The sequence below is a fragment of the Mesorhizobium sp. M1088 genome (assembly GCF_040318575.1).
Classification (GTDB): domain Bacteria; phylum Pseudomonadota; class Alphaproteobacteria; order Rhizobiales; family Rhizobiaceae; genus Mesorhizobium.
In genome coordinates this window covers 38,761-65,689 of record NZ_JAMYMO010000035.1, presented here as the reverse complement: position 1 = coordinate 65,689, position 26,929 = coordinate 38,761, and the positions used below count along the sequence as shown (strand labels likewise).

Below are 26,929 nucleotides of genomic sequence, written 5' to 3'. Positions count from 1 at the left end.
TTTCTGCTCATCTTCTTCCATCACAAGGTGTCCACCTATTTTGGTGGACACCTCATGCATCAGAGCACTCAACAGCAAAAGGTGCGGGGAAATTCGCGCTTACAAGCTCTCCGACGATGACCTGCGGGAGCTTGGCGTAAAATCTGTTGGTCACCGGAGAAGAATCCTGGCCGCGATCGCCGAGCTCTCGCATCCACCGGCCCAACCGCCGAAAGCAAACGACAATGCCAAGCGGGATGCTCTCCAAAGTGCAGTGCCTAGGCGAGAGGGGAGTGAGGCAGAGAGGCGCAACCTGACGGTTATGTTCGTCGACCTCGTGGGATCGACCGTGCTGGCCTCGACGCTCGATCCTGAGGACTTGGGCTCGGTCATAGCCGCATATCAATCGTTGGTCGCCGCAGAGGTCGCCCGTTATGATGGCTACGTCGCCAAATTCATGGGCGACGGCGTGCTGTGCTACTTCGGCTGGCCACTCGCCCACGAGGAGGACGCCGAGCGGGCGGTCCGCTCTGGACGTTCCATTGTGAAAGCTGTCGCCAGTTTGCGCACTCCTGCTCAAGTGCCAATGGCAGCTAGAGCGGGAATTGCCACGGGATTATGTGTCGTCGGAGAAGTCATCGGGACTGGGTCCGCACACGAAGAAGTCGTCATTGGCGAAACACCCAATCTCGCCGCTCGGCTGCAAGCCCTGGCCCAACCGGGATATGTGGTGGTCGCCGAGAGCACGAGAAAGTTGCTCGGCGGAATATTCGCGGTCGAGAGCCTGGGTCCTATCGAACTGAAGGGATTTTCGGTACCCGTCTCGCCATTTCTGGTTGTCGGGGAACATGCCATCGAGACACGCTATGACGCGCGCGTCACGAGCGCTCCTCAAGTCATGTTCGGAAGAGACCTCGAACTCGGACTTGCTCTCGAACGATGGGGCCAAGCGAAGAGGGGCGAAGGCCAGCTCGTGCTTCTCAGCGGCGAGGCGGGTATCGGAAAATCTCGCATCACCCGCGCCTTGATCGACGCGGTCTCTCAAGAGAAACATGTGCGGGTGAGCTATCAGTGCTCGCCGTATTACTCTGGCTCGCCGCTCTATCCAGCTGTTCAGCAGCTCCGCCGCACTATCGGTATTGGAGAAGCCGATGAGGATGAAGAGAAGGTCAGAAAACTCGAAGCCACCAAAGGTCCAGCAAATCCGTTGTTGCCTATTTTCGCTTCCCTGCTCGATCTTCAAAACCACCACAGCGATGCTTTGACGGGCCTGAATCCGCAGCAACTGCGAGCGCGAACGCTTGACGGATTGTTGGACGACATTCTCGACGCTGCGGCAAGGCTGCCATTGTTGTTCGTGATCGAGGACATCCACTGGATTGACGCGACAACGCTCGAATTGTTGGATCAATGTGTCGAACGGATTCAGCACGCTCGGGTCATGATGATGGTGACGACGAGACCGACCTTCGAACACGGTTTTGGCGGACATCCCATAGTGACGAAATTGGCGCTTAATCGCCTGGGCCGTGAACAGACCACCGCATTTATCGAGAAGCTCGCTGGCGATATTCGACTACCGCCCACCATTGTGGACAAGATCATCGCCACGACGGATGGTGTGCCGCTGTTCATTGAAGAGCTGACAAAGGGTGTTCTTGAAGCCCGCCACTTCGATCGCGCAGCCGTCTTCGACGAAGATCATGCCAGGTCGGCAAATCTCGACATTCCGCTAACGTTACACGATTCGCTGATGGCCCGCCTCGACCGATTGCAGCCGGTCAAGGAAGTTGCGCAAATGGCCGCATGTATCGGCCGCGAATTCCGCCACGACCTCCTTGGATCGGTCACGCGGCTCAGCGGTGCCCAGTTGGAAGAGGCACTCGATAAGCTCGTGGATGCCGAGCTCGTCTTCCGTCGCGGACGGGGCTCGGACGCACGATACACGTTCAAGCACGCGCTCGTTCGCGATGCTGCCTATCACAGTATGTTGAAATCAGCGCGCCAGGACATACACAGCCGGCTGGCCGACAAACTCGGCTCGGAGTCGACGGCCGAACCGGAGCTGGTTGCACATCACCTCATGGCGGCAAAGCGGTATCGTGAGGCAGCTGAATGCTTCCTCCAAGCTGGGCGCGCTGCCGCGGTGCGATATGCCAATCCGGAGGCGGTCGCACATTTCACGGGCGCGCTGGACGCCCTGGAAGCAGTCACTACCTCGGGCGATACAAATGAGCTTGAACTCAGAATCCGGATTGAAATGGGCGTCCCGCTGAACGCGTCAGTTGGATATGCGTCGGAGAAGGTTGAAGCGAACTTTCTCCGTGCCGAAGAGCTTTGTATATCCACGGGCCTCAACTCCAACCTCTTTTTTGTCCGACGTTCGCTTTGGAACTTCTATCTTGACCGGCCTGACCTGCACCGGAGCCGAGACCTGGCCAAGCAACTCCTTGCCGAAACCTCGCGCGGAGAAAACGTTGAGGAAACGACTTTAGCGCATCGGGCGCTCGCCACGTCCTATTTCTATCTCGGTGCCATTGGGGATGCTGCAGGGGAAGCCGAGGCCGGAATCGACGCTTGGGCGACCTCCGATCGGGATTTCGATGTCGCAAGATATGGAGAGGACGGCCCCTCGATCTGTCGCAGCTATCTAGGCCTGGCGCAGCTGCTCGCTGGGCGGGTCGACAACGGGCTCGCCAATTGTGCATCAAGCGTTGAAACCGGGGAGCGGCTCGATCATCCGCTCAATCTGGCTTTTACCCTCATGAACCTCGCCCTTGCCCGACGTCTCCGGAATGAGCCGACCGAGTGCCGCCAGATCGCTGAACGGATGCTCATTTTGGCTGACGACCGCGGACTGGCATTCTGGTCCGGCGGTGCTCGCACTCTGCTCGGCTGGGCCATCGGCAGCGACCTACCCGACGAAGGGCTCAGAATGCTGCGAGATGGCATTAACCGATGGCGCTCGACTGGCTCGGAGCTGCACTTGCCACACTTCTATTCGTCGATGGCGGATGTTTGCCTCCGGCATGGACGGATCGATGAGGGCCTCGCGGCGATCGAGAATGCTGTCGAGGCGATGGAAAAGACCGAGGAGAGATGGGCGCAGGCTGAAGTCGAACGTATTCAGGGTTGCTTGGTCGCCAAGGCGGATGTGACCCGAGGGATGGAAGTCCTAACTAGAGCCTATGATACTGCGATAAGTCAGGGCGCGCGTTGGTTGGCGGTTCGTGCTGCAACCGAGTTGGTCAAGCTCTCAAGAAGTTCGGGCCAGGAGCTCCGAGCTGACTGTCGGAATCAGCTTCGGATTAGCGAGACCGCTGAAGGCCTGGAAACCTCGGTCATCCGCGAAGCTGATGCGATTTTCGCATCGGTGTTGTAGGCTGACGAGCAATCGCTGGAGTCCGACGAGGGGCCGAGCAGCAGCTGCCAAGCGCAAGGGCTGATTCAACGAGAGCAACCGATCAAGCTTGTGGTTTCCGAATAGCACGCCTTGCTATCCCTTTTTGCGACCGACGGATTTGATGCCTTCTCTTGTCTCGCGCCTGAACACATCTTGCGAGACATGGACCAAGAAAGTGATCTCGGCAGGCTTGAAGGAGGCCGCGCATTCTGCGGACTGGTATTTTCCGCGAGATTGTGCCCCTGGCTATTCTTCCATGACGAGCGCCACCCGCAATGGTGGTGAAATCCCACAAAAGCATCTTGCGCCCGGCGCCCGACAGAGCGATTCTGCGTCTTGCAAGCGCTCTCGCGCGCCAAGCGGCCCGCGAAGATCACGCGCGCGAACAGGCCGAGAAAATAGATCATGAATCGAGCCGCGATATACGCACGCTTCTCAACCGATCTTCAGAATGAACGATCAATAGACGATCAACTCACGCTCTGCCGAACTTACGCTGAGCGTGAGGGTTTGAACGTTGTCGCAACGTTTGACGATCGAGCTCGCTCCGGCGGTTCGGTCATGGGGCGCGATGGTTTGCTCCACCTTATGGACAAAGCTCGTGAGCACGAATTTGATGTGCTCGTCGTCGAGGCGCTTGATCGGCTCTCTCGTGACATGGAAGACCTTGCCGGCATTCACAAGCGCCTCTCATTTCTTGGTATCGAAATTCGTGCCGTTCATGAGGGGGTGGTAAACACAGTCTTGGTCGGGCTTCGCGGCCTTGTTGGGCAGCTCTATCGAGAGGACAATGCTCACAAAGTTCGGCGAGGCCAAGCTGGCCGAGTTAACAAAGGACTCCATGCGGGTGGATTAACCTACGGCTATTCTTACCTGCTAGGCGACCCTGGAAAGCGCCTGATCGCAGAGGACGAAGCCGAGGTCGTGCGTCGCGTCTTTAGGGAATACGTTGACGGACGGACGCCGCGCGACATCGCTTACAATCTCAATAAAGACGGCATACCACCACCTCGCGGTCGAGTCTGGAATGCCTCCACCATCAATGGAAATGCACAAAGAGGGACTGGGCTGCTTCAGAATGAACTTTATGCCGGCCGGCTGATTTGGAACAAGGTCCGAATGGTCAAGGACCCCGACACCGGCAAACGTATCTCGCGCCCAAATCCTAGAGGCGAATGGCAAGCTGTCGAAGTTCCCGACCTTGCCATTATCTCGCCCGAACTGTTTGAAGCGGCACGAGCCAGGAAAAAGGCTCGTGCAGTTACACACCCAAGCCATCAGCGCCGGCCCCGACATATGTTGTCGGGGCTTTTGAGGTGCGGTGCTTGTGGAGCGGGGATGTCCTCAAACGGCAAGGACAAGTCCAGGCGAATTCGTATCCGTTGCTCGGCGGCGACAGAGAACGGGACATGCCCTGATCCGAAGACTTTCTATCTGGATACGGTCGAGAATGCTGTCTTAAACGGGCTCACCGCGGAGATGCGCCATCCGGATGTGATAGCCCAGTACGTCCAGACGTATCACGAAGAACGAAGGCGCCTGGCAGCCGAAACCGATGCGAAGCGCACTCGTTTGGAACGACGGCTTGGAGAGCTATCTCGGGAGATCGATCGGCTGGTCAATGCCATCGCCAAGGGTCATGGCGACCCAGCCGTGTTGGGGCCGCAATCAACGGCGCTCAATGAAGAACGTAAGTGCATTGTAGCCGAGCTGGACAACGTGCCCGCGCCGACTGATGTCATTGCACTGCATCCTGCGGTGCTGGCGCGCTACGAGGAACAACTAAACCAGCTTCAAACAGGGCTTGCCGAAGGCGTTGTGGCCGGCGATTCCGAAACTGCAGAGGCGATGCGGGACTTGATCGAAACTGTTACTGTGTTTCGAGATCCATCAAGGATCGGCGGCATTGAAGTCGAAATCGCCGGGCGTCTGACCGCGCTCCTGGGCGAGGATGCCTTTCCCAACGGCGTCAAAGGAGTGTGGGGAAAGGTGGTAGCGGGAGAGGGACTTGAACCCCCGACCCCAGGATTATGATTCCCGTGCTCTAACCAACTGAGCTACCCCGCCAGGGCGGCGAAGGCCCGAAATCCAGCTTAAATCGGCAGGCATATCGGCGCGTTCGCCAAGGTCGCGCGGATATAAGGTTGCGAGGCCAAGCCTGTCAAGCATCGAAGTGGCTGCCGCGCCGGCATATTGCTGGCGCCGAAAGCTTTGCCGGGCAGACATTTGGGCGCACAGGCCGGGGTTGAGTTCAGCGAGGCACGTCGCTATGTCTCGGCCACGAAAGTCATGGTCATGAATTGATGAAACCGCGCATTGCAGTCCTCGGTTGCGGATACTGGGGCAGCAACCACATCCGCACCCTAAAGGCGCTCGGCGCGCTGCATGCGGTTTCGGACGTCAACCCCGCGCGCGCGGAGGGTTTTGCCAGCGAGCAGGATTGCCTGGCGATAGAGCCGGAGGCGCTGTTTGCCCGCGACGATGTCGACGCCATCGTCATGGCGCTGCCGCCGCAGTTCCATGCCGACATGGCGGTGCGCGCCGTGCTCGGCGGCAAGGACGTGCTGGTGGAGAAGCCGATCGCGCTGACGGTGGCCGATGCCGAACGCTCGGTGCAGGCGGCCGCCGATAATGGCCGTGTCTTCATGGTCGGCCACGTGCTGCGCTTTCATCCCGCCTTCGAGACGCTGAAGGCGCTGATCGACAATGGCGAACTCGGCGAAGTCCGCTACATCCATTCGCATCGGCTCGGCCTCGGCAAGTTCCACACCGAAAACGACGCGCTATGGGATCTGGCGCCGCACGATCTGTCGATGATCCTGGCCATCACCGGCACCGAACCGGTCGAAGTGCGCGGCGAAGGCGCCGCTCTTCTCGACAATCTCAGCGACTTTGCGCATCTGCACATGCGCTTTCCCAACGGCCTGCGCGGCCATCTGTTCGCCTCGCGGCTCAATCCTTACCGCGAACGGCGGCTGACCGTTGTCGGCACCAAGGCGATGGCGGTGTTCGACGATGTCGAGCCGTGGGAGCGCAAGCTTGCCGTCTATCGCCACGCGGTGTGGCAGGATAGCGGCCAATGGGCGTTCACCGCCAACGAGCCGTCCTATGTCGCGGTCGGTGAGGGCATGCCGCTGACGCGCGAGCTGGAGCATTTCATCCACTGCATCGAGACGCGGGCCGAACCGCGCACCAGCGGCGAGGAGGCCATCCGCGTGCTGCGCATCCTGACCGCCGGCACCGTCGCCCACACAAGGCCCTAAGAGAAAACGCCGTCTATTCGGCGGGAACCCGCGCCGGCTGGACGGCAAGCCGCGTCAGCATCGCCTCGGCCTCGGCGCCGCGCTCGGAGCGCTCGATGAAGCCGCCGCCGAACACGCGCGCCCCGTTGCCATCGTCGGAATAGAGCACGCAAGCCTGACCGGGCGCGATGCCGGATTCGCCGTCTACCAGTTCCACCGAAGTGACACCGGCGCGGTGATGCAGCACGGCCGGGCGCGGCGGCCGCGTCGAGCGCACCTTGGCGAAAAGCTCAAGCCCGGCCGCCGGGATAGCGGTCAGCGGGCCATCGCCCAGCCAGTTCATGTTGCGCAAGAAGATCTTGTGGGTCTCCAGCGCCTCGCGAGGGCCGACGACGACGCGGGCCCGGTCGGCGTCGAGATGAACGACGTAGAGCGGCTCGCCCGAGGCGATGCCGATGCCGCGGCGCTGACCGACGGTGTAGCGCAAAATGCCCTCGTGGCGGCCAAGCACGCGCCCGTCTATATGGACGATGTCGCCCGGATTGGCGGCAGCCGGCTTCAGCTTGGCGATGATGTCGGAATACTTGCCCTGCGGCACGAAGCAGATGTCCTGGCTGTCCTGCTTGGCCGCAACCGTCAGTCCCATCTCCTCGGCGATGGCGCGAACCTCAGGCTTCGACAGGCCGCCGAGCGGAAAACGCAGATAGTCGATCTGTGCCTGGGTGGTGGCGAACAGGAAGTAGCTCTGGTCGCGGTCGGCGTCGACCGGCCGGTAAAGCGCGCGGTGGGCGCCATTGGCGCCGGAACGGATGTAGTGGCCGGTCGCCAGCGCGTCGGCGCCGAGTTCCTTGGCGGTCGCAAGAAGGTCGGCGAATTTCACCGTCTGATTGCAGGAAACGCAAGGGATCGGCGTTTCGCCGGCGACATAGCTCTCGGCGAACGGGTCGATCACCGCCTTGCGGAAGCGCTCCTCGTAATCGAGGACGTAATGCGGGATGGCGAGCGTCTCGGAGACGCGGCGGGCATCGTCGATGTCCTGGCCGGCGCAGCATGAGCCGGCCCGGTGCGTTGCCGCGCCGTGGTCATAAAGCTGCAGCGTGACACCGACGACGTCGTAGCCCTCGCGCTTCAGGAGGCCGGCAACGACCGACGAATCGACACCGCCCGACATGGCGACGACGACGCGGGTGTTTTCGGGGCGTCCGGGAAGATCGAGGCTGTTCATGGTTCTTTCGTTCTGCGCGGCACTTCAATGCCAATGGCCGGAATATAGGTCAAGCGTCTCGGCTGCGCCAGCTTTGGCGGGCCGGCTCATTTTTCCTGCCGGGTTCAATGCGCTTGCCGGCAGATGTTTCAAATGCCGATGAAAAGGCTAACGCCGCGTTCATGATCCTTACCTAACCATTAGGGTCTGCTTAGGCAAATTTTAAAGCTGTGGCGGTAATGTGGTGGGGATTGGGTCTTTGAGTTTTTTGTAGAGAGTACGATGACCGATCTAATTAGACCGCGAGTCAAATATGTTATCGGGCCGGACGGCAGCCCACTTACCATCGCCGATCTGCCGCCGACGAACACACGTCGCTGGGTTATCCGGCGCAAGGCGGAAGTGGTGGCGGCGGTGCGTGGCGGGCTTTTGAGCCTCGAAGAGGCATGCCAGCGCTACAAGCTCACCACCGAGGAATTCCTGTCCTGGCAAGCGTCGATCGACGAATACGGCCTTGCCGGCCTGCGCACCACGCGCATCCAGCAATACCGGCATTAGGCCGATAAGGGCGCTGATCAGCGCCCTTACGTCTGCGAGGGTCGACGATCTGCAATTTCAGACCGTCAGCACCACTTTGCCGATCGGCCTGGTTGCGAGAAAGGCATGGGCGGCACCGGCCTGTTCGAGGGGAAACGCCTTTGCCACGTGGACGGCCAGCTTTTTCGCGTCGATCAATTTGCCGAGCTCCACCAGAGCGGCACGGTCGGGCACTACGGACATGCGCTCGACGTGGATGCCTCGCGTCCTGGCCTTTGCCTTGGTGGCATCGCTGACATCGAGCAGCGACACCAGAACGCCGCCGGCCGTGAGCACTTTCAGTGATTGCTCCGCATGCACGCCGCCGAACGGGTCCAGAACCAGATCGATGTCGCGGGCCTTCGCGGTGAAATCGTCCCTTGTGTAGTCGATCACCTCGTCGGCGCCGAGCGAGCGGACGAAATCGAGCTTTTCCGGGCTGGCGGTCGCGACGACGTAAGCGCCGTGCGCCTTGGCGATCTGCACCGCCAGGTGGCCGACGCCGCCGGCTCCGGCGTGGATCAGCACGCGCTTGGCAGAATCGAGCCGGCCATGGCGGACAAGGCCTTGCCAGGCCGTCAGGCCGGCCAGCGGCAGCGCGGCGGCTTGCGCGTGATCTATGCCTTCAGGTTTCGGCGCAAGCTCATCAGCCGGGACAGCGGCGAGTTCGGCGTAGGCTGCCGCCTGTTTGGGAAAGCGCGGCATGCCGAACACGGCATCGCCGACCTTGAGGCCGGAGACGCCGGAGCCCAGCGCCTCGACAGTCCCCGAAACATCCCAGCCAAGGACAAAAGGCGGCTCGCCAAGCAGCGGATAGTGGCCGCCGCGCACCGCACCATCGACCGGATTGATGCCGGCCGCTTCGATGCGGACGAGCACTTCGCCGGCTTCGGGTGATGGCGCGGGGCGATCGGCAATGACGAGGACATCGGGTCCGCCGAAGGAATTCTGGATAATGGCACGCATGGAAGGCTCTCCTGCTGGTTTTGATGTGCCACTATCATTTGGATAGTTATTTTCTCTTGTCTAGTATGTACCTTTTTGATATATATGCACCCCATGGATAGTGAAGATGTTTCCCCTTTTGGCTATGACGCCTTTCGGCGGTCGTGCCCGTCACACGCCGTGCTCGAGACGCTCGCCAGCAAATGGGTCTACCTGGTGATCTGTGCGCTGCGCCGGGGCCGGCTCCGCAACGGCGAATTGGCGCGCAAGCTCGAAGGCATCACGCCGAAAATGCTGACGCAGACGCTGCGTATCCTGGAACGCGACGGGCTTGTGCGGCGCGAGGTTTTCCCGGTCATTCCGCCGCGGGTCGAATATGAGTTGACCGAACTTGGCCAGAACCTGGCAGGGCTGCTCAATCAGATCAGAGCCTGGTCGGAGCAGCATGTGCCCGACATCAAAAATGCCCGCGCACGGGCGGCGGAACAGCAAGAAGATCTGGATGCCTGAGGCGGGCACAGTTCGGTGCGCAGCAATAGCGCGCAAGCGCGACGCGCGTTAAAGTCTTGTTTTCACCCGATCATGGCGCTGCGGCCGCCGGCTTCTGTGTCGCGCGCCTTGGTGTCGCGCGATTCCAGCATCTCGGCCTTGGAAAGCTCCGCTTCGGCTTCGCTCAGCAATGATTCGGCGACATTTCGCTGCTGGGCGAGATCGCTTTGCGAATTTCTAAGGTTGTCGCGGCGCAGACGTGCCGCCTTGGCGAAGGTCGGATAAGCAAAGTGATTGATGTCGGTGATGCCGGCCTTCTTCTCTTCGGCAGCAATCTGAAGTTCCAGCTCGACGGCCATGCGCTCGAATTCGGCGATCATCATGTCGAGCTGCAGCAGCTGCCGCCGCTTCTCGCTCACCTGAAATTGCTTCAGCCGAACGAGGTTTTCACGTGACTTCATGATTCGGTACTCCCGGAAACGCACACCTGCACATATCGTCCAATTCACCCGGCAAGGCCCAGGCTTGACCCGTTTCCACCGGCTTTCCCCGAACTATGGGAAACAAACTCCTAAAGTTTTTTGCCGGCGGTAACCATTCGTTTACGGGCATTGTTAATCATACGGCTCAGGACTTAAGGGCGGGTAAAAATTCTGCTTCTCGTCGGGAAACCCGGCCAACGAGTCCGAAGAGTCACTTAGTCTGGCTTATTAATGTGCTGCATTAACGGTTTGGGTCTGTGATTCGTTATTGGATTCAACAAGGTGTAGAAAGGGGTTAAAAAATCTGATACCGTCATGGACGGGGAATTAGGTTTTATTAACCATTCGATGGCAGCCTCTGCTCAGGCAATCACTGCTCCGGTCCTGGACGGGTCGTGAAATGGTCCGGCAGCAGAAAAGGGGAATGAAATGCGCGTTCTGCTGATAGAAGACGACAGTGCAACCGCACAAAGCATCGAGCTGATGTTGAAATCGGAAAGTTTCAATGTCTATACGACCGACCTTGGCGAAGAGGGCGTCGATCTAGGCAAGCTTTACGATTACGACATCATTCTCCTCGACCTCAATCTCCCCGACATGTCGGGCTATGAAGTTTTGAGAACACTTCGCCTGTCCAAGGTGAAGACGCCGATCCTCATCCTCTCCGGCATGGCCGGCATCGAGGACAAGGTGCGCGGCCTCGGCTTCGGCGCCGACGATTACATGACCAAGCCCTTTCACAAGGACGAACTGGTCGCCCGCATCCATGCCATCGTGCGGCGTTCCAAGGGCCACGCCCAGTCGGTCATCACCACCGGCGACCTGGTGGTCAATCTCGATGCCAAGACCGTTGAGGTCGGTGGCCAGCGCGTGCATCTGACCGGCAAGGAATATCAGATGCTGGAACTGCTCTCGCTGCGCAAGGGCACCACGCTGACCAAGGAAATGTTCCTCAACCATCTCTATGGCGGCATGGATGAGCCGGAGCTGAAGATCATCGACGTCTTCATCTGCAAGCTGCGCAAGAAGCTTGACGCCGCGTCTGGCGGGCAGAATTACATCGAGACCGTCTGGGGCCGCGGCTATGTGCTGCGTGAGCCCGAAGATATCCGCGTCAGCGCCTGAACTAGGGGCGTGATCCCAAGGTGGGCGCCGGTTTTTTCGGAAAAGAACCTGGCAAAACAACAGGATAGAGCCGATCCGATTTTCGTCGGAATGGAACAGCTCTGATCAGGCGGCAATCTTCAAGGCGCGGAAGCACTCGAGCAGTTGCGGCCGGTTGAACGGCTTCAGCAGGTAGCCCTGGGCGCCGGCGCGCTTTGCCCGCATGATCGCCCCGACGTCGACCTCGACCAGCGAAATCAAAACTTGCGGCACTACCGGGCTTTCCATGGCGCGCACGCGGCGGATGAGGTCCTGCGCCTGCATGTCCGGCAAGGCGCCGTCGACGACGATGATATCAGGCATGTCGGCTGCGCACATCTCGATCGCCTCGTGGCCGCTGGCGGCTTCGATCACCATCATGCCGGAACCGCCCAGGATACGCCTTGCGACCTTCCTGATGACGCTCGAATTGTCGACGAACATGCAGCGTTTCATTCCGGGACCCTCTTTGCCATGCGGCGAACCGGCAGCGTCGTGGCATCTGCCGGGGAACATAGGCCGATCTGGTAAAGAAGCCGAAAAGCCGTTAGGTAAAATTTTCCTGAAGGTGTTTTAAGTGAAATCTTCTTTCGCAATGCTTCACGCAATCAATCCGCAAGCCCGCCCACAGATGTTAGGACAACGCCGCAAATATGACTTGAGAAAAATACTTTCCCCGCTCTTTAGGAGAACTTCAGGCTGCGGAAAGGACGATCTCGTCGGCGGTCGCATGGATCGAAATCGTCATGTTGGCTTCGCGGGCCAGGAGCAGCGTGTAATAGGGCTGCACCGAATGCGCGTCGATCGGCTCTTCCGGCCTGTGGCCGGAATGCAATTCCAGGAATTTGGGCGGCACGCGCAGCATCGGGCCGCTCGCCGCGAGCGCAAAGCGCGGCTCGGTCTCGAGGTTCTCCAGCGTGACCACCAGCCTGCCGCCGCGCGGAATGGCGGCGTTAGCGACGAGGATGAGATTGAGCAGCAGCTTGACCTTGTTCTTGGGCAACAGTGCGCGGGTTCCGTTCCAGATCAGTTCCGGCTTCTCGTTCTTCAGGAAGGCGATGGCCACGGCCTCGGCGTCCCCGGTGTCGATCAGCATGCCGGCGGAACCGGCGGCACCGAAGGCGATGCGGGCGAATTGCAGGCGGGCGGAGGCGTTTTTGGCGCTTTGGCGGATCAGCTTCATGGCGTCTTCGTCGGCGCCGCCTTCGTCGAGCAGCTCAAGCCCGTTGTTTATGGCACCGACCGGCGAAATGATGTCGTGGCAGACCCGGCTGCACAGCAGCGCTGCCAGATCGGGTGCGGAAAGGGTGAAAAGCTCGGCCATCGGCAAAAATCCCTGCAAATTTCACAACACAATGACCGGGCGATCATGATCACGCCTGTCCACACGAATCACGCTCTCTCCCAAGCATTCTGAATACACAGCGCTTGTGCGTGCAGCAACAAATCCGAAATCATGATTGTCGAAAATGGCGTGTTCACGCAGCAGGGTGCTGCGCGGGCGATGTGAAAACAGCCTTCGAACCGCCATCTTCATGTGGGAGTTTAATGGTTGAAAAAGGATTACGGCATAGTTTGCCCCTAACAGTCATCCTTAACGGCCGCCAAAGAGCCGTACGGGTGCGAGGCGTCGGCGAAAGTGCTCCCTGACGGAGATTGGAAGCATGGTTTCCCGATTCTACGACCGGACTTTTTTCCGTGTCATCTCAATGACGATCGCGCTCATCGGCCTTGTCGCCTTTTCGGCATCGGCCGCGCGGGCGCAGGAATACACCGCGCAGGAGATCGTCGATTCCGGTCATAAATTCTTCGGCGCGACGTCGGGCGGGCTCGCCACCGTCGTCGAGAAGATTTTCGCCACCTATGGCCTGCCGAACGGCTATCTGCTCGGCGAAGAGGGGTCAGGGGCGCTGATCGGTGGCCTGACCTATGGCGAAGGCACGCTCTACACCAAGAATGCCGGCGACCACAAAGTGTTCTGGCAAGGCCCGTCGCTCGGCTGGGATTTCGGCGGCGAGGGCTCGCGCGTCATGATGCTGGTCTACAATCTCGACGATGTGAGCAGCCTCTATAATCGTTTTGGCGGCGTCGCCGGCTCCGCCTATGTCGTCGCCGGCGTCGGCTTCAACGTGCTGAAGAACAACAATGTGCTGCTCGTGCCGATCCGTACCGGCGTCGGCGCCCGTCTCGGCGTCAATCTCGGCTACCTCAAGCTCACCCAGCGCGCGACCTGGAATCCGTTCTGACCTGCATGATGGCGCCACTGCGATTGGAGCTGTGATCCCACGGTCTGAGCCTTGCCGCGGCATACTCTTGCCGTGGCGCCGGATTTCCGTCATGCGAAGATGGCAAAATCGACCTTTGGCGGTTGCCATGCACAACGGATAGTCATCTTGGTCCAGTCGATCCTGTTCTTTGTTCTCGGCTTTCTCTGCGCCGGCTTTCTGGCGCTGATGATTGCTCCGGCCGTGTGGCGGCGGGCGGTGGCGCTGACGCGCAAGCGCGTCGAGGGCTCGATGCCGTTGACGCTGGCCGAGATCCAGGCGGACAAGGATCGCATTCGCGCCGAGTTCGCGGTTTCGGTGCGCCGGCTTGAAATGACCGTCAAGTCATTGCGCGAGAAAGCCGCCGAACAGCTGGTCGAGATCGGCCGCGACCGCGAAGCCCTGAAGGAATTGGCGGCCGAGCGACAGGACAAGAACCGGGTCGTCGCCGATCTTACAGCCAGCGGCGAGGAGCTTCGCAAGCGTGATGAGCAACTGCAGCAGCTGTCGGAACGGCTTGCGGAGACCGAGCGCGCCCTCGAAAAGCGCGGGCTCGAACTGCGGAAACTGGAGCACATGTATGACGACGCCAGTTTTTCATCCAGCAGCCGGCAGATCGAGTTGGTGGCGCGCGAATCCGAGCTGCAGAAGTTGGCAAGCGACATTTCGCTGCTGCGCGGCCAGCGCAAGGAGGCGGACAGGCGCAGCCAGGAATTGGCAGCCGAAAGCAAGGTTTTGCGGGACGCGCTGAAGGCCGAGAAGAAAAGAACCGGCGACCTGGAAAAGAAGGTCGAACGCCTGCTCGCCTCGCTGGCCGATCGCGAGGACAGGCTCGAGCGCCGCGAGAAGGAACTGGTGCGCCTTCGCGAAAAGCCGAAAGGCGCTGAAAGGGCGCCTGCGGTGGGTCTTGCCGGCGTGCCAGGCACCCAGGTCAATGTGGCCGCCAACGGCGACATCGAACAGACAACCGCCAAGCTCGACGCCGACCGCGAGCGGCTGGAGGCCAGGCTGACGTCGCTGGCACGCGAGAACAGGCGGCTGAAGACAGATCTTGCTGCCGTCGAAACGTCGAAATCGCGGACCGGAGACGATACCGGCAGCGCCAGCGCGGCATTGCGCGAAGAGATGAACGATCTGGCGGCGCAAGTCGTGGCCTTGACGGCAAAGCTCGACGGGCCGGATTCGCCCATCGCCCGGGCGCTTGCAGCGCCTGAGGATACGCGGCCGGGGAGCGGCGGACGCAGCCTTGCCGATCGGGTGCGGGCGCTGCAGAAGGCCGCTTCGACCGACTAAGATTCCACAAGCGCGAGCGGGACGCCCCGGCTCTAAATTAGGCTCCGGAAAAATGATGCAGCGCGATGGCTGACGCGGCGGCGACGTTCAGGCTGTCGAAGCCCTGCGCCATACCGATCCGCAGCGTCTGCAGGCGGGCAAGCAGGCTTTCCGGCAGGCCTTCGCCCTCGGTGCCGAGATAGAGCGCCAGCCGCTCGTTTCTCTTGGCATCGCGAATGTCGATCTGCCCGCGCGGCGACAAGGCGAATTGGCTGAAGCCTTGCCGGTCGAGCATTGCGGTGCAGCCGGCGGTATCGGCAAAGCAGGCGAAGGGGACTTTCAAGGCCGCGCCCACCGAGACGCGGATTGCCTTGCGGTACAGCGGATCGCAGCAGGTCGGATCGAGAAGCACGGCATCCGCGCCAAAGGCGGCGGCATTGCGGAAGATCGATCCCATATTGTCATGATTGGCGATGCCGACCAGCACCACGATCAGCGCGCGGGCGGGCAGAGCGCCGAGCAAAGCTTCAGCGGAGACGGCCGCGCCCTTGCGGCCGATCGCCAATATGCCGCGATGCATGTGGAATCCGGCAATCCTGTCGATGACTTCGCCGGATGCGACATAGATCGGAAGCCCGGCAGGCGCCTTGCGCAGGACGTCATCGAGGCCGGCCAGCCGGTTCTCGAGCACCAGCACCGATTCTGCCTCGAAGCGACGGGCGGCAAGCAGCGTGTCGAGCACCACCTTGCCTTCGGCGACGAAACGGCCCTGCCGGCCGGCAAGATCGCGTTCCCGGATGTCGAGATAGGCGGCGACGCGAGGATCCTGCGGGTCGTCTATGCGGATCGGATTCATGGCTTCCTCGGCGGATCTTGGCGTCGGCCGCGAATCGGGATTCGGCTTCGGAAGGCATGATGCCGGATCCGAAGCTCTGACCGTATCTCAGCGTCCAAATGGATGCACGCCGTTCTAACGGTTAAATCCAATCACAAGGCGCCGGGCCGAGACGCCTTGCCTGGCCTCCTGGCGGCATGGAGATATTGATTCCCGCGGCACGGCACTTCGGCCAAGCCGCTTCAATGCAGAATTTCGATGGGGCGAAGGAACCCCACGGGGCCATGCCGCGTCATAGAGGCGGGCTCCTGCTGCGGTCCTGGGAGGACATCGATGATCAGGCTCCTCCTCGTCTTTACCGCCACGCTTGCCCTTGCATGTGGCGTGGCCAGCGCGGCCAAGCTTGATCCAGCCACCGTCAATCAGGCCCAATTCACTATCGGCGAACCGAAGGGTGTCGATCCGATGCTGCTGAAGGCGCAGATCCTTCTGGATCGGGCCCGCTTCTCGCCGGGCCTGATCGACGGGCGCCTTTCCCAGAACTTCGCCAAGGCCGTCGCCGCGTTTCAGGCGGCAAACGGACTTCCGCCCGAGGGCAAGCTCAGTCCACAAACCTGGAGCAAACTCATCGCAACCTCCGCCAGGCCGGTGCTGGTGAGCTATGAGGTGATGCGCAAGGATGTGCGCGGACCTTTCACCAGGCGTATTCCGGCTCGCTTGGAGAGGATGGCCCGCTTGCGGCGGCTCGGCTACCGCAATGCGGTGGAGAGGTTGGCCGAGCGCTTCCACGTCAGCGACCAATTGCTGCGAATGCTCAATCCGGGCACCAGCCTCAGGAAACCAGGCAGGACCTTGGTGGTGCCTGATGTCGGCAGAGGCGACCCTCCCGCCGGCGTCGCCACCGTCGAGGTCGACAAGGGCGCTCGCCTGGTGCGTGTGCTCGACCGTGCCGGCAAATGGCTGGCGGTCTACCCGGCCTCGATTGGGAGCGAGGAGAAGCCGGCGCCAAGCGGCATGGCGGAGGTCAGGCGCGTGGTGCACAACCCTACCTATCATTACGATCCGGACTTCGCTTTCAAGGGGGTCAAGACCAAGCGGCCCTTCACCATCGCTGCCGGGCCGAACAATCCCGTGGGATCGGTCTGGATCGACCTCTCCATCGAAAGCTACGGCATCCACGGCACGCCCGAACCAGGCAAGATCGGCACGACCTTTTCGCATGGCTGCATCCGGTTGACCAATTGGGATGCCGAAGACCTTGCCTCCATGGTGCAGCCGGGCACGAATGTCGAGTTCAAGGACGAGATTGCGCAGGCCGCCGACGAGCGCGTTCAGTAGCAAGGCTGACTTGGCAGGAGGGCGGACTTGGCAGCAAGGCGGACTTGGCAGCAAAGCGGATTTGGCGGGGCATTCTCCGCCTCGGCCGCTCAGGTCCCGGCGCGACGCAGCCGGTGAGCCATCTGCGACAGTTCACCTTCGCCGAAAATGCCGTCCAGCATGTGCAGCAATTCGCGCACCGCCGCGGACTTGCAGGAATAATAGATCATTTGCCGGTCGCGGCGGGTCTCGACAAGGTCGGAAGCCCTGAGCTTGGCCAGATGCTGTGACAGGGCGGATTGGCTGAGCGATACCTTCTCGGCTATGGCGCCGACCGACATCTCTTCCTCGGCCAGATAGCTCATGATCAACAAACGTTTTTCGTTGCCCATCAGCGTCAGAAACGCAGCCGCGGTTCCGGCGTTGGCGACTAGTTTGTTCGAGACCATAGATCCCCCATGCCTTCTTGCTCATCCGCCGCTATGGGGGCAATAGCGTCGGATTCCATAGACTTTCCCTATAGATGCACGCCAGCGATTCAGCGTCACTCGCAAAGGTAGAACATTTCGCTCAAATCTCAAGGCTTGCTTTCCACTCAAGCCGATTAACTGTGCGGCTGTGATTAATTTGCCGATCGGGCAGCCTTGGCCATGTCAACCAGGACAGGCCTGAGGTCGCGCGCCGCTCTCAGCGGCTCGGGGAAGAAAACCCGACAGACATTGTCGCCCGATATGAGATCCATCCCGTCGGCGTCGAACCCGGTGACGATCCAGCCGTCACTCTCGGCCCCGCCGAAATGACTTGCGTAGAGGGCAATCGCATCGAGATGGTCGGCGTTCATGTGGTCGAGCGCCGATTGCTCGCCGGCGGCAAGCTCTTCGACGATCGCTCCCGTCGCGACCAGATCGGTGCGGTCGAGCAGATAGGCCTTGCCGAAGCCTCCGTTCAGGCTGGCGCGCTCCGGTTCGAGCCGGAAAATCGAGAAGTCGCCGAGCCCGGCATAGAGTTTTGCCTTGGGGTTGCGGTTGAGGTAGCGCCGCTCGGCACGGGCGTGTTCGTTCGATCTGCGTTCGAGCCGCACGGCGCGGCAGACGAGCGTCAATCGCGGATGCGCCAGCGGATCGCCCTTGCCGGGTTCGCCGACGAGCAACGAGCAGCGCGGGTCGGCAAGGATGGCGCCGGTATGGGTGGACAGCATCGATACCAGGATCAATGGCGTGCCGTCGATGTCTGTGGCGACGCCGACCCGGCTGGCCAGCGGCGAACCGGTTCCTGGTTCGAGCACTGCCAACGCGCCGAAACGGGCGCTGCGGATCAGCGTCTTTGCCAGCCTGATCGCCTCGGTATCGGTCGCGCGGATCACGTCTTTCCTGGGTTCGTCCAAGGCATCACCGTCGCATTTATTTCGGCGCCATGCGGATGGCGCCGTCGAGGCGAATGGTCTCGCCGTTGAGCATCTGGTTCTCGATGATGTGCAAGGCAAGTGCCGCGTATTCCGAAGGCTCGCCCAAACGGGAAGGGAAGGGCACAGCGGCGCCGAGCGAATCCTGCACCTCCTGCGGCATGCCGGCCATCATCGGCGTCCTGAAGATGCCGGGTGCGATGGTGCAGACGCGAATGCCGGAGCGGGCGAGATCGCGCGCCACCGGCAGCGTCATGCCGACGACGCCGGCCTTGGACGCGGAATAGGCGGCCTGGCCGATCTGGCCGTCATGGGCCGCGACCGACGCGGTGTTGACGATGACGCCGCGCTCGCCGCCCTGCAGCGGCTCGAGCCTGGCGGCGCGGTCGGCGACCAGGCGGATCATGTTGAAGGTGCCGATCAGATTGACCTCGATCACCTTGCGGTATTGATCGAGCGGATGCGGTCCGTCCTTGCCGATCGTCTTCATGCCGACAACGATGCCGGCGCAATTGACCAGGATGCGCGGTGCGCCGAGCGTCTCTGCCGCTTCCGCGACTGCGGCGGCACCGCTCTCGGCGTCGCTCACATCACATCGGACGGCGATGCCGCCGATGTCAGCCGCCACCTTGGCCGCACGCTCGATACCGAGATCGAGGACGGCAACCCTGGCGCCGCCGGCGGCAAGAGCGCGCGCCGTCGCCTCGCCAAGGCCGGAGCCGCCACCGGTGACGATCGCAATCTGGCCGTTCGGGTTCATCTCGACGTCCTCCTCCGTGTCCAGACTATGCCGCCAAGCCACCGTGCGACAGCGCCGGCACGGTCATGCCATCGCGGCGATGTGCGCGGCAATGCTTGCCTGGTCGGCGTGGCAAACCTCGCCCGCCAGCCTCGCCAACGCGCCCGGCACGATCTCGTGCGCCAAAAGCCGATCGGGGTCGACCGGACGCGGCATCGAGATCTGCCCGCGCGGCAGCCTCCTGAAGCCGAGCGGGCCGTAGTAGGGTTCGTCGCCGACCAGCATCACCGCCGGCGCGCCGGCGTTGGCGGCGGCTTCCAGCGCGATTGCCACCAGCCGGCGGCCGATGCCGAAATTTTTGAAGGCCGGCCGCACAGCGAGCGGCCCGAGCATCAGCGCGCGGCCAGCGCCGGCGGCGATGCGCGTCATCCGTACCGAGGCGACGACGATTGTGCCATCGACGGCCACGAAGGACAAAGCCCGTTCATGCGGGCCACCTTGGCGGATCTTGTAGGCGGCGAGCACGAAACGACCTGGCCCGAAGGCCTCGTCATTGATGGCTTCGATTTCAGGATCGTGCGCCGGAGTTTCCGGCAGGTATTTCACGTCGGCCAGATATTTCAAGTCGGCAAGGCTCATGGTCTTTGCGTTCCGGTATGCGAGGAAAGGTTTGCTGCAAGCGGCAGCGTTCGCCAGTCAGCGCTTCATCAAGCGCGGGCGCTCTTTCGTCGTCGGTCGAACCGGATCACGGCAAAGTCGAACATGCGGATGTCCGCTAGCACCAATTTTCAGCCGCCGCAATCGGCCCGCGCAGCCGACGCGCACTCGACGACGCAGCCGTTGACGATCTGTTCAGCATCGGGGATTTCCGCGGCGCCGCTTGGTGCCCTACATCGGGTAGGAACGCGAAAGGATATTGCATGGGATTGCTAGTCGAAGGCCAATGGCAGGACCGCTGGCACGATACCGGGGAGAGCGGCGGCAGGTTCGTGCGGGCGCAGTCGCAGTGGCGCGACTGGGTGACCCGCGACGGCACGCCGGCCGAAGGGCGAAAACGCGGCTTCAAGGCCGAGCCCGGCCGCTATCACCTCTATGTCTCGCTCGCCTGCCCGTGGGCGCATCGGACGCTGATCTTTCGCGTGCTCAAAAAACTCGAGGACGTGATTTCCGTCTCGGTCGTCCATCATTTCATGGGCGCCGACGGCTGGACGTTCCTGGCCGAGGACGGCGCTACCGGCGACACGCTCTACGGCCTCGATTTCCTGCACCAGATCTACACCAGGGCCGATCCCGGCTATTCGGGCCGGGTCACCGTTCCGGTGCTGTGGGACAAACGCGAGCAGACCATCGTTTCCAACGAATCCGCCGAGATCATCCGCATGCTCAATTCGGCCTTCGACGAATGGGGCGATGCCAGGCTCGATTTTTATCCGCAACCGTTGCGCGGCGAGATCGAAGCGATCAATGCGCTGGTCTATCCCGCGGTCAACAACGGCGTCTACCGTGCCGGCTTCGCCACCACGCAGGCCGCCTACGAGGAGGCGTTCGGCGAATTGTTCTCGGCGCTCGACACGCTGGAGGACCGTCTGTCAAGGCAGCGCTATCTCGTCGGCGGCCGCATCACAGAGGCGGACTGGCGGCTGTTCACGACACTGGTCCGCTTCGACCCGGTCTACGTCGGCCATTTCAAGTGCAATCTGCGCCGCATCGCCGATTATCCGAACCTGTCGAATTACCTGCGCGATCTCTACCAGGTGCCGGGCGTCGCCGGCACGGTGAATTTGCACCACATCAAGTCGCATTATTACGGCAGCCACGAGACGGTCAACCCGACGCGCATCGTGCCGGTCGGGCCGGAGCTGGACTACGGCGCGCCGCATGACCGGGACAGGTTCAGGAAGGCGGCGTGAAATCAGCGATCTAGCGGAAGGTCTCGGAGTCCATCTTTGCCCTTCTAACGAGTTCAGCTTTCAATATGGTATTTCCAAATCGATTGGAGTAGCCGAGCGACGTTGCAAGGAACGCAACGATGCCGCTGATCATGACGATCACGACCGACATCTGGGGCGGGATTGCGCATAACAATCCCGACGGCAGAAGCACAGCCATTCCCAAAATCATTTCTATCAGGGTTGAGAAGCCGACCATTTTCCAGAATTCAGTGCGAGTAAAAAGCTGAGCATGTCGCTTTATAAAAACGAAATATGTCACGAATGCCGCAACTAATTGTATTGTGAATTGGATGAATCTTCCAACTTTTGCTAACATGTATGGATCTATCCCAAGAACTATTGTCGAAATTAACGCTATAACTGAAAATGTTATCACATTAATTCCCGTGTAAAGTGATACACAGAGCGCGATTCTAAATCTATCGTTTTGGCTGTGTTGCATTTTTTCTCCTCATCGCTCAGCATTTATCTCTCTGAGAACAATGAATGCTGCCGGTCTATACCGACGCAGCCAAAGCTGTTGAAGAGATGATCTACCAGTAAGGCGATGCCGAATTCCCCCCCAAAACTTCGGCAATCCGCCGCAGCGTCGCCGGTGTCGTGCCCTGGGGCAAGCGGTCGAGCGGGAAGAAGCCGGCTTCGGCGATCTCGCGGTCGGGCAGCTTGGGCGCTGTCTGGTTGAACTCCTCGACCAGATAGAGGCCGACATGGTCGCGGCGGCTGGCGCGGCGGTTGAAATGCAGCGACTTCAGCACCGGCGGTCCGGTCAGCGCGATGTTGCCTTCCTCGAAGACTTCGCGTGTCAGCGCTTCGATCATCGTCTCGCCCAACTCGACGCCACCGCCCGGAAGGTGCCAGCCCGGGACATAGGTGTGGCGGATGAGGAAGACGGAATTGGAGGGGCGGTCGTGGATCAAGCCGCGCACGCCGAGCGTCATCGGCCGCCGCAGTACGAAATACAGGTGAAACAGCCTCGCCCTGAAGCCCGGCCAGCCGGTCTGGCGTAGGGCTTGCTCCGGATCCGGCGTCATCGTCCGCGAAACCGTGAGTGGAAAGCCGCGCGCGGCTCGCCTATGAAGAAAAGATGTACAGGCTCGCGCATATTTCCGATGTCCATCTGGGGCCGCTTCCCGATGTAACCTATCGCGATCTCGCCTCCAAGCGCGTGGTCGGTTACGTCAATTGGCAGCGCAACCGCCGCCGCTACATGCATGATGCCGTCATCGACACCATCGTCGCCGACATGAAGGCCAGCGGGCCGGACCATCTCGCCATCACCGGTGATCTTGTCAATCTGGCGCTCGACGGCGAGCTCGAGATGGCCAAGCACTGGCTGGAGACGCTGGGCTCGCCCAATGACGTGTCGGTCGTGCCGGGAAACCATGACGCCTATGTGCCGGGCGCCTTCGACAAGACCTGCCGGTCCTGGGCGGCGTGGATGACCGGCGACGGCGTCAATACGCCGGTCGACCGCAACACCTTTCCCTATTTGCGCGTACGCGGCAATGTTGCGCTGGTCGGCGTCACGACGGCGCGCGCCACGGCTCCATTCATGGCCAACGGCTTCTTTCTGGAGGGCCAGGCGGAACGGCTGCGCGGCATGCTCGACGCCACAGGCAAGAGCGGCCTGTTCCGGGTGATCATGATCCACCATCCGCCGGTGCGCGGCGCCGTTTCGCAGAACAAGCGGCTGTTCGGCATCTCGCGCTTCCACAAGGTTCTTCACCGGCATGGTGCCGAGCTTGTGCTGCACGGCCATTCGCATGTGCCGTCGCTCTTCTTCATCGGCGCCCGCAGGGCCAAAATCCCGGTGGTCGGGGTCGCCGCCGCCGGGCAAGCGCCCGGCAGTTCGCATCCGCCGGCGCAATACAATCTGCTCGACATCGACGGTGAAAAGGACAATTGGCGGATCAGGCTGACGCGCCGCGGCCTGACCGGGCCGGCATTGCCGCCCAGCGACCTGCAGACAATGGAGCTTGGCGTGGGGGCCGAGGCGTCGCTTGCCGGGGCGCGGTGAACTCAGATGGGAGCGTCTCGCCGGTCGTCAGCCGCACTCTGCGACGCCAAGTGACATCACTTGGCTGCAAATGCTTTAAAAGCTGATTTTCATCGCGACGATGCGGTCCCAGAACAGCACGAGCGAAATCGCCAGGCCGACCAGGGCGCCGGCGGCGATCAGGCCGAGGCCCGAGAAGAACGCCGACCAGCCGTTGCTGCGCGCAGGGACATGCAGCGGCGGCTCAGCCTCCGCCACCAGGGCGCGTTTCAGGCCGGCGACGGCCTGCTCGATGCCGCCTTCCATCATCCTCTGGCGTTCGACGACGCGCTCGGCGACATAGCGCGTCACCTGATCGGCAACGACCTTCATCTCGGTCGACTCGGCGAGCACGACGCGGCCAATGCGCGTGTCCTTGAGAAAGCGGTAGGTGCGACGGTCGCGTCCCATGGCGACATGGCTGACGGCGTCGATCCACAGCCGTGGCTGCAGGCCGGACGAGACGGCGAAGTCGAAACTGTCCATGTCGGTGGGCACGTCGGCGAAGACCGACGCGAGTTCGGCGGCAAGCAGATCGAGCCGCATGCGATGCGCTTCGCGCATCTCGACGACGACGTCGTCGCGGTCGGCGAAGGCGTTTTTGACGTCGCGAATGGCATCGGACAGTTTTCGCGACTGATCGATCTGGGTGATGTTCTCGCCTGCGTCCTTCATCGGCGTTGCCTCGCGGGTTTGGTTAACACCGAATTAACACAGCCGCCGGCAAAATGCACTTGCGAGATCGACGGGCCGGCAAGCGGTTCGCTGGATGAGCACAAGCGCCGCCGCCGTGCCTGCGCGAGGACCGATCAGCTCGCCGCAGCGGCGAATCCTGGACGAAGTCGCCTGCTGCGGCGCCGCATATTGCGACGGACGGCCTCGACGACCAGGCCGGGCGCTTCCTGGACCAGCATATGGCCGGCTTCCAGCACGTGGTGCAGATGAAAATGCTTCGGCACGCTGTCCGCCTGGCTGACGGGCAGCATCGCGTCGTCGGTTCCCCAAACCACCATGATTGGCATATTCAGCGTTTCAAGCCGCTCGTTCGGGATGACGCCTTGCCGATCATCCCTGGTCATGGCGGCTGCGAGCTCGACAAGTGTACGCAACTGGCCGGGCCGCCGGCGCATCTCGCTGACGAGTTCGACCCTATGCTGCGGCAGCCGGCTTTGCGGTCCCGACATGGCGGCAAGACAGGCGCGGATTTCATCCATGCCGGCAGCGGCGGCGTAGCGACGCAGCAGCGGACCATTGATCTCAGGACCGAAACCGCCCGGCGCCAGCAGCGTCAGCGACGCCATTCTTTCGGGCTCGCTCAATGCCATCAGGGCGGCCACCGCGCCGCCCATCGAATGACCGACGAGATGGGCCCGCTTTATCCCGCGAGCGGAAAGATCCGCAAGGACGGCACTGGCTGCAATCCTGGCCGGACCGCCGCCCGGAAAATCGAGCGACAGCCCATGTCCCGGCAGATCATAGGCCAGGGTCCGCGCGCCGGGCGCCAGAGACTCGGCCACATCGCGCCAGTCGTCGTGGCAGCCACCGAAACCATGCAGGAAGGCGATCGTTGTCGGGCCGGCGCCCCGTTCGGCAGCGTAAAGGGATGGGGTCATGCAAACTTTATGGCTTGGTGCCGGAATCAATCAGGATGCCGGGGCGGTCTTATGCGAGGATCAGTCTTTGCGGGAGGTCAGACTTATGTGGAGATCAATCTATGCAGGATCAGATTGGCCGGTTCAAATTGTGTCTGAATTGCGCTTTGGCCGTCCGGATGGCCAGTAAAATCTTCGCGATCACCTGACGTCGTGCACGCGCCGGGAGACGTCAGCTGGCGCCGCCAAGCCCGGCGGCACGCAGGGCCTCCACCAGCCGGTTGGTCAGATCGGCGGGATATCTTCGCTCGACGAAGGTTGTGCGCGGATCGGCTGCGAATTTCGGAAATTTGGTGGTCAGTTCCTGCAGCAGCCTGCTCGCCAGCTTCTCGCGGCCGGCAGCCTTGGCGCCGATCAGCCGCGCCGCCAGATAATGCGATTTCATTTCAGTCGTTCGCAAGCCGTCGCTGGCAAGCGTCGCCCTGTTCATGTCGCCCATCATGAACTCTCCGGCGAACAGCCCGTAATCCCACCATGTCGGATGGGCGCTGGCGATGTCCACCGCGTGAGCAAGGATCGGGGCGCCCTCGCTGTACTTGCCGGCGAAAACCAGCCCGTAGCCATAGGCGGCGGCCATTGCGAGATCGTAGGGATTGAGCTCATAGGCCTTGCGCATCCAGCGGATCGATTCCGCGGAATCGCCCATGCGCGAATTGAGGTAACCAAGGGCGCGGTGCGCGTAGGGGCTGGTCGGGCCCATCTGGATGGCGCGATGGGCAAACGTCATCGCTTTGTCGATCGTCGCGTCGGCGGGGTAGGGATAGTGGTCGGTGACCGCTTCGAGATGCAAGGAAGCGAGTTCCGAATAGACGAGCGACGACTTCGCCTCCCGGTTGGCAAGATCTTCGAGGCAGCGGTAGGCGGCTTCATGCGTCTTGGCATTCTGGTCGAGATAATATTTGCCGTTGAGCACCAGACACGCCGTCAGCCCGGTCTGGATGCCGCTCTGCTCGATGTAGTTGTAGATCGTGCCCGAGGCGGGAAGAGCCGAGGTCAAAATGCCGGAGATCTGGTCCTCGATGGCGGTGTTCGCGCTGTCGCCGGCGGTCAGGTTGCGTGAGAGCAGCACGCGGCCGGTCGCCACGCTTTGCAGCTCGAGCATGATGTCGCCGCTACGCGGCCCGGGCAGGACATCGAATACGAAGCTGGCGGCGTCGGTTACTGGATCGGGCGGGCTGTCGGCATCACGGCCGATGAAATTGATGGTATCGAAGCCGCTGAGGCCGGCGCGCAGCGATGCGGCGACACGGCGAGCCAGGTCGCTGTCGGCCTTGATGGCGATGTAGACCTGCGGGAGGTTTTCAACCGGAGGCGCTGCTATGCTGCCGGTCGCCACCGCGGTCTCGACCGCCGTGTCGCCGCCGGTCAGCAATACCACGCTACCCTGGCGAAGGATCAGCACACCCAGCATGAGGATGACCAGCGCGATCGCCAGCCAGAAGAACTGCAAATGGCGTTGCAGCGAAGGAGCAGCAGGGGCGACGGCTGGAACGCTCAGCAATGCGGCCGGATGTGCCCGGTTGCGGGCGTCCTCCAGCGATCCGGGCGGGGCGGTCGTCGCCGCTTCCTCTGTTGCCAGCTCCGGCTTGCTTTCTGCCTTGGGCTCCACCTCCGCCGGCAAGCGAATGGCGTTGAGTTCGTAGGACGGAACATAGCCGCCGCGCGGAATGGCGATGCGGACCGGTTCGGCAACGCCCTCATTGGCGAAATACTGCTGCAGAAGCTCGCGCAGCCTGCCGGCCTGCACCCGCACCACCGCATCGGTCGACGGATCGAAATCGCCGTCCTTGCCGAACACGTCCATCGCGATGGAGAAGCCCTTGAGCCTGTCGGCTTCGCCTGCCTGCTCGCGCTCGACCAGGTAGCGGAGCAGCTTGCGCGCGCGCTCGGATCGTCCGAACGTTTCGCTGGCAAGCAATCGCTCCAGCGTTTCGCGCACTGCGGGGGCGGCAGGCGTGGTATGCTGCAAGTGTCGATCCCTTCGAATTCGGCACAGTT

General features: G+C 61.7%; 26 protein-coding genes and 1 tRNA gene. 12 read left to right on the top strand and 15 right to left on the bottom strand.

Going from position 1 to position 26,929, the window contains the following annotated elements:
* Window positions 1-43 precede the first annotated feature (43 nt).
* Window positions 44-3,361 carry an AAA family ATPase gene (locus NKH49_RS27455; protein ID WP_352928800.1) on the top strand — a complete coding sequence of 1,106 codons (3,318 nt, stop codon included), beginning with the start codon at window positions 44-46 and terminating at the stop codon, window positions 3,359-3,361.
* A gap of 426 nt (window positions 3,362-3,787) precedes the next feature.
* Complete coding sequence (locus NKH49_RS27450; protein WP_352928798.1) at window positions 3,788-5,416, top strand: recombinase family protein; 1,629 nt, start codon at window positions 3,788-3,790, stop codon at window positions 5,414-5,416.
* On the opposite strand, the gene NKH49_RS27445 is transcribed toward NKH49_RS27450, so the two are convergent.
* Window positions 5,373-5,449 (bottom strand) — tRNA-Met (locus NKH49_RS27445). The two genes, NKH49_RS27450 and NKH49_RS27445, sit on opposite strands and share 44 nt — an antisense overlap.
* Before the next feature lie 236 nt (window positions 5,450-5,685).
* On the opposite strand from NKH49_RS27445, the gene NKH49_RS27440 reads away from it, so the two are divergent.
* Entirely contained in the window at window positions 5,686-6,645 is a 960-nt protein-coding gene (locus NKH49_RS27440) for a Gfo/Idh/MocA family protein (RefSeq protein WP_352466761.1), read from the top strand.
* A gap of 13 nt (window positions 6,646-6,658) precedes the next feature.
* Here the strand turns inward: NKH49_RS27440 and mnmA are convergent, their stop codons facing one another.
* The gene (gene mnmA, locus NKH49_RS27435) at window positions 6,659-7,849 is read right to left on the bottom strand and encodes a tRNA 2-thiouridine(34) synthase MnmA (RefSeq protein ID WP_352928793.1); all 1,191 of its coding nucleotides are present in this window, start codon (window positions 7,847-7,849) and stop codon (window positions 6,659-6,661) included.
* Window positions 7,850-8,110: 261 nt separating this feature from the next.
* Between mnmA and sciP the strand changes: the two genes are divergently transcribed.
* On the top strand, window positions 8,111-8,386 hold the full coding sequence (gene sciP, locus NKH49_RS27430) for a CtrA inhibitor SciP (RefSeq protein WP_023679563.1): 276 nt from the start codon (window positions 8,111-8,113) through the stop codon (window positions 8,384-8,386).
* 57 nt (window positions 8,387-8,443) lie between these two features.
* On the opposite strand, the gene NKH49_RS27425 is transcribed toward sciP, so the two are convergent.
* On the bottom strand, window positions 8,444-9,370 hold the full coding sequence (locus tag NKH49_RS27425) for an NADP-dependent oxidoreductase (protein ID WP_352928792.1): 927 nt from the start codon (window positions 9,368-9,370) through the stop codon (window positions 8,444-8,446).
* 93 nt (window positions 9,371-9,463) lie between these two features.
* On the opposite strand from NKH49_RS27425, the gene NKH49_RS27420 reads away from it, so the two are divergent.
* Complete coding sequence (locus NKH49_RS27420; RefSeq protein WP_352469683.1) at window positions 9,464-9,859, top strand: winged helix-turn-helix transcriptional regulator; 396 nt, start codon at window positions 9,464-9,466, stop codon at window positions 9,857-9,859.
* A 62-nt stretch (window positions 9,860-9,921) separates the two neighbouring features.
* Here NKH49_RS27420 and NKH49_RS27415 read toward each other — a convergent pair whose 3' ends face one another.
* Entirely contained in the window at window positions 9,922-10,299 is a 378-nt protein-coding gene (locus NKH49_RS27415; protein ID WP_023719275.1) for a flagellar export protein FliJ, read from the bottom strand.
* Window positions 10,300-10,749: 450 nt separating this feature from the next.
* On the opposite strand from NKH49_RS27415, the gene ctrA reads away from it, so the two are divergent.
* On the top strand, window positions 10,750-11,445 hold the full coding sequence (ctrA, locus tag NKH49_RS27410; RefSeq protein WP_006203583.1) for a response regulator transcription factor CtrA: 696 nt from the start codon (window positions 10,750-10,752) through the stop codon (window positions 11,443-11,445).
* A 105-nt stretch (window positions 11,446-11,550) separates the two neighbouring features.
* On the opposite strand, the gene NKH49_RS27405 is transcribed toward ctrA, so the two are convergent.
* Together NKH49_RS27405 and chpT are read right to left on the bottom strand one after the other, a co-directional pair.
* The gene (locus NKH49_RS27405) at window positions 11,551-11,919 is read right to left on the bottom strand and encodes a response regulator (RefSeq protein WP_352928791.1); all 369 of its coding nucleotides are present in this window, start codon (window positions 11,917-11,919) and stop codon (window positions 11,551-11,553) included.
* A gap of 238 nt (window positions 11,920-12,157) precedes the next feature.
* A complete protein-coding gene (gene chpT / locus NKH49_RS27400) occupies window positions 12,158-12,787 on the bottom strand; it encodes a histidine phosphotransferase ChpT (RefSeq protein WP_352452917.1) in 630 nt (209 codons plus the stop codon).
* 340 nt (window positions 12,788-13,127) lie between these two features.
* Between chpT and NKH49_RS27395 the strand changes: the two genes are divergently transcribed.
* Complete coding sequence (locus NKH49_RS27395; RefSeq protein WP_023679557.1) at window positions 13,128-13,709, top strand: DUF1134 domain-containing protein; 582 nt, start codon at window positions 13,128-13,130, stop codon at window positions 13,707-13,709.
* Window positions 13,710-13,856: 147 nt separating this feature from the next.
* A complete protein-coding gene (locus tag NKH49_RS27390) occupies window positions 13,857-15,020 on the top strand; it encodes a coiled-coil domain-containing protein (RefSeq protein WP_352767289.1) in 1,164 nt (387 codons plus the stop codon).
* Between the two features lie 37 nt (window positions 15,021-15,057).
* On the opposite strand, the gene NKH49_RS27385 is transcribed toward NKH49_RS27390, so the two are convergent.
* Window positions 15,058-15,855 (bottom strand): TrmH family RNA methyltransferase, encoded by a 798-nt coding sequence (locus tag NKH49_RS27385; RefSeq protein ID WP_352928790.1) that lies wholly within the window; start codon window positions 15,853-15,855, stop codon window positions 15,058-15,060.
* Window positions 15,856-16,167: 312 nt separating this feature from the next.
* Here NKH49_RS27385 and NKH49_RS27380 point away from each other — a divergent pair, with 312 nt between their 5' ends.
* Window positions 16,168-17,172, top strand: coding sequence for a L,D-transpeptidase (locus NKH49_RS27380; RefSeq protein ID WP_352928789.1), 1,005 nt, complete (start codon window positions 16,168-16,170; stop codon window positions 17,170-17,172).
* Between the two features lie 89 nt (window positions 17,173-17,261).
* Here NKH49_RS27380 and NKH49_RS27375 read toward each other — a convergent pair whose 3' ends face one another.
* The 4 genes from NKH49_RS27375 to NKH49_RS27360 form a co-directional block, all read right to left on the bottom strand.
* On the bottom strand, window positions 17,262-17,600 hold the full coding sequence (locus tag NKH49_RS27375) for an ArsR/SmtB family transcription factor (protein WP_352928788.1): 339 nt from the start codon (window positions 17,598-17,600) through the stop codon (window positions 17,262-17,264).
* A 173-nt stretch (window positions 17,601-17,773) separates the two neighbouring features.
* Window positions 17,774-18,535, bottom strand: coding sequence for a HugZ family pyridoxamine 5'-phosphate oxidase (locus NKH49_RS27370; RefSeq protein WP_352928787.1), 762 nt, complete (start codon window positions 18,533-18,535; stop codon window positions 17,774-17,776).
* A 16-nt stretch (window positions 18,536-18,551) separates the two neighbouring features.
* The gene (locus NKH49_RS27365) at window positions 18,552-19,313 is read right to left on the bottom strand and encodes an SDR family NAD(P)-dependent oxidoreductase (RefSeq protein ID WP_352928786.1); all 762 of its coding nucleotides are present in this window, start codon (window positions 19,311-19,313) and stop codon (window positions 18,552-18,554) included.
* Between the two features lie 63 nt (window positions 19,314-19,376).
* On the bottom strand, window positions 19,377-19,931 hold the full coding sequence (locus tag NKH49_RS27360; RefSeq protein ID WP_352928784.1) for a GNAT family N-acetyltransferase: 555 nt from the start codon (window positions 19,929-19,931) through the stop codon (window positions 19,377-19,379).
* A gap of 281 nt (window positions 19,932-20,212) precedes the next feature.
* Here NKH49_RS27360 and NKH49_RS27355 point away from each other — a divergent pair, with 281 nt between their 5' ends.
* Both NKH49_RS27355 and NKH49_RS27350 read left to right on the top strand, forming a co-directional pair.
* Window positions 20,213-21,202: a glutathione S-transferase family protein gene (locus NKH49_RS27355; RefSeq protein WP_352928782.1), complete on the top strand. Its 990-nt coding sequence runs from the start codon at window positions 20,213-20,215 to the stop codon at window positions 21,200-21,202.
* A gap of 119 nt (window positions 21,203-21,321) precedes the next feature.
* Entirely contained in the window at window positions 21,322-21,471 is a 150-nt protein-coding gene (locus tag NKH49_RS27350) for a hypothetical protein (RefSeq protein ID WP_352928780.1), read from the top strand.
* A 306-nt stretch (window positions 21,472-21,777) separates the two neighbouring features.
* On the opposite strand, the gene NKH49_RS27345 is transcribed toward NKH49_RS27350, so the two are convergent.
* Window positions 21,778-22,275 carry an NUDIX domain-containing protein gene (locus NKH49_RS27345; protein ID WP_352928778.1) on the bottom strand — a complete coding sequence of 166 codons (498 nt, stop codon included), beginning with the start codon at window positions 22,273-22,275 and terminating at the stop codon, window positions 21,778-21,780.
* A 53-nt stretch (window positions 22,276-22,328) separates the two neighbouring features.
* On the opposite strand from NKH49_RS27345, the gene NKH49_RS27340 reads away from it, so the two are divergent.
* Entirely contained in the window at window positions 22,329-23,261 is a 933-nt protein-coding gene (locus tag NKH49_RS27340) for a metallophosphoesterase family protein (protein ID WP_352928796.1), read from the top strand.
* Window positions 23,262-23,336: 75 nt separating this feature from the next.
* Here the strand turns inward: NKH49_RS27340 and NKH49_RS27335 are convergent, their stop codons facing one another.
* From NKH49_RS27335 to NKH49_RS27325, 3 genes are all read right to left on the bottom strand, one after another.
* Window positions 23,337-23,954: a hypothetical protein gene (locus tag NKH49_RS27335; RefSeq protein WP_352928776.1), complete on the bottom strand. Its 618-nt coding sequence runs from the start codon at window positions 23,952-23,954 to the stop codon at window positions 23,337-23,339.
* Between the two features lie 134 nt (window positions 23,955-24,088).
* A complete protein-coding gene (locus NKH49_RS27330; RefSeq protein ID WP_352928774.1) occupies window positions 24,089-24,892 on the bottom strand; it encodes an alpha/beta fold hydrolase in 804 nt (267 codons plus the stop codon).
* 211 nt (window positions 24,893-25,103) lie between these two features.
* On the bottom strand, window positions 25,104-26,900 hold the full coding sequence (locus NKH49_RS27325) for a tetratricopeptide repeat protein (protein WP_352928772.1): 1,797 nt from the start codon (window positions 26,898-26,900) through the stop codon (window positions 25,104-25,106).
* Window positions 26,901-26,929: the final 29 nt, after the last annotated feature.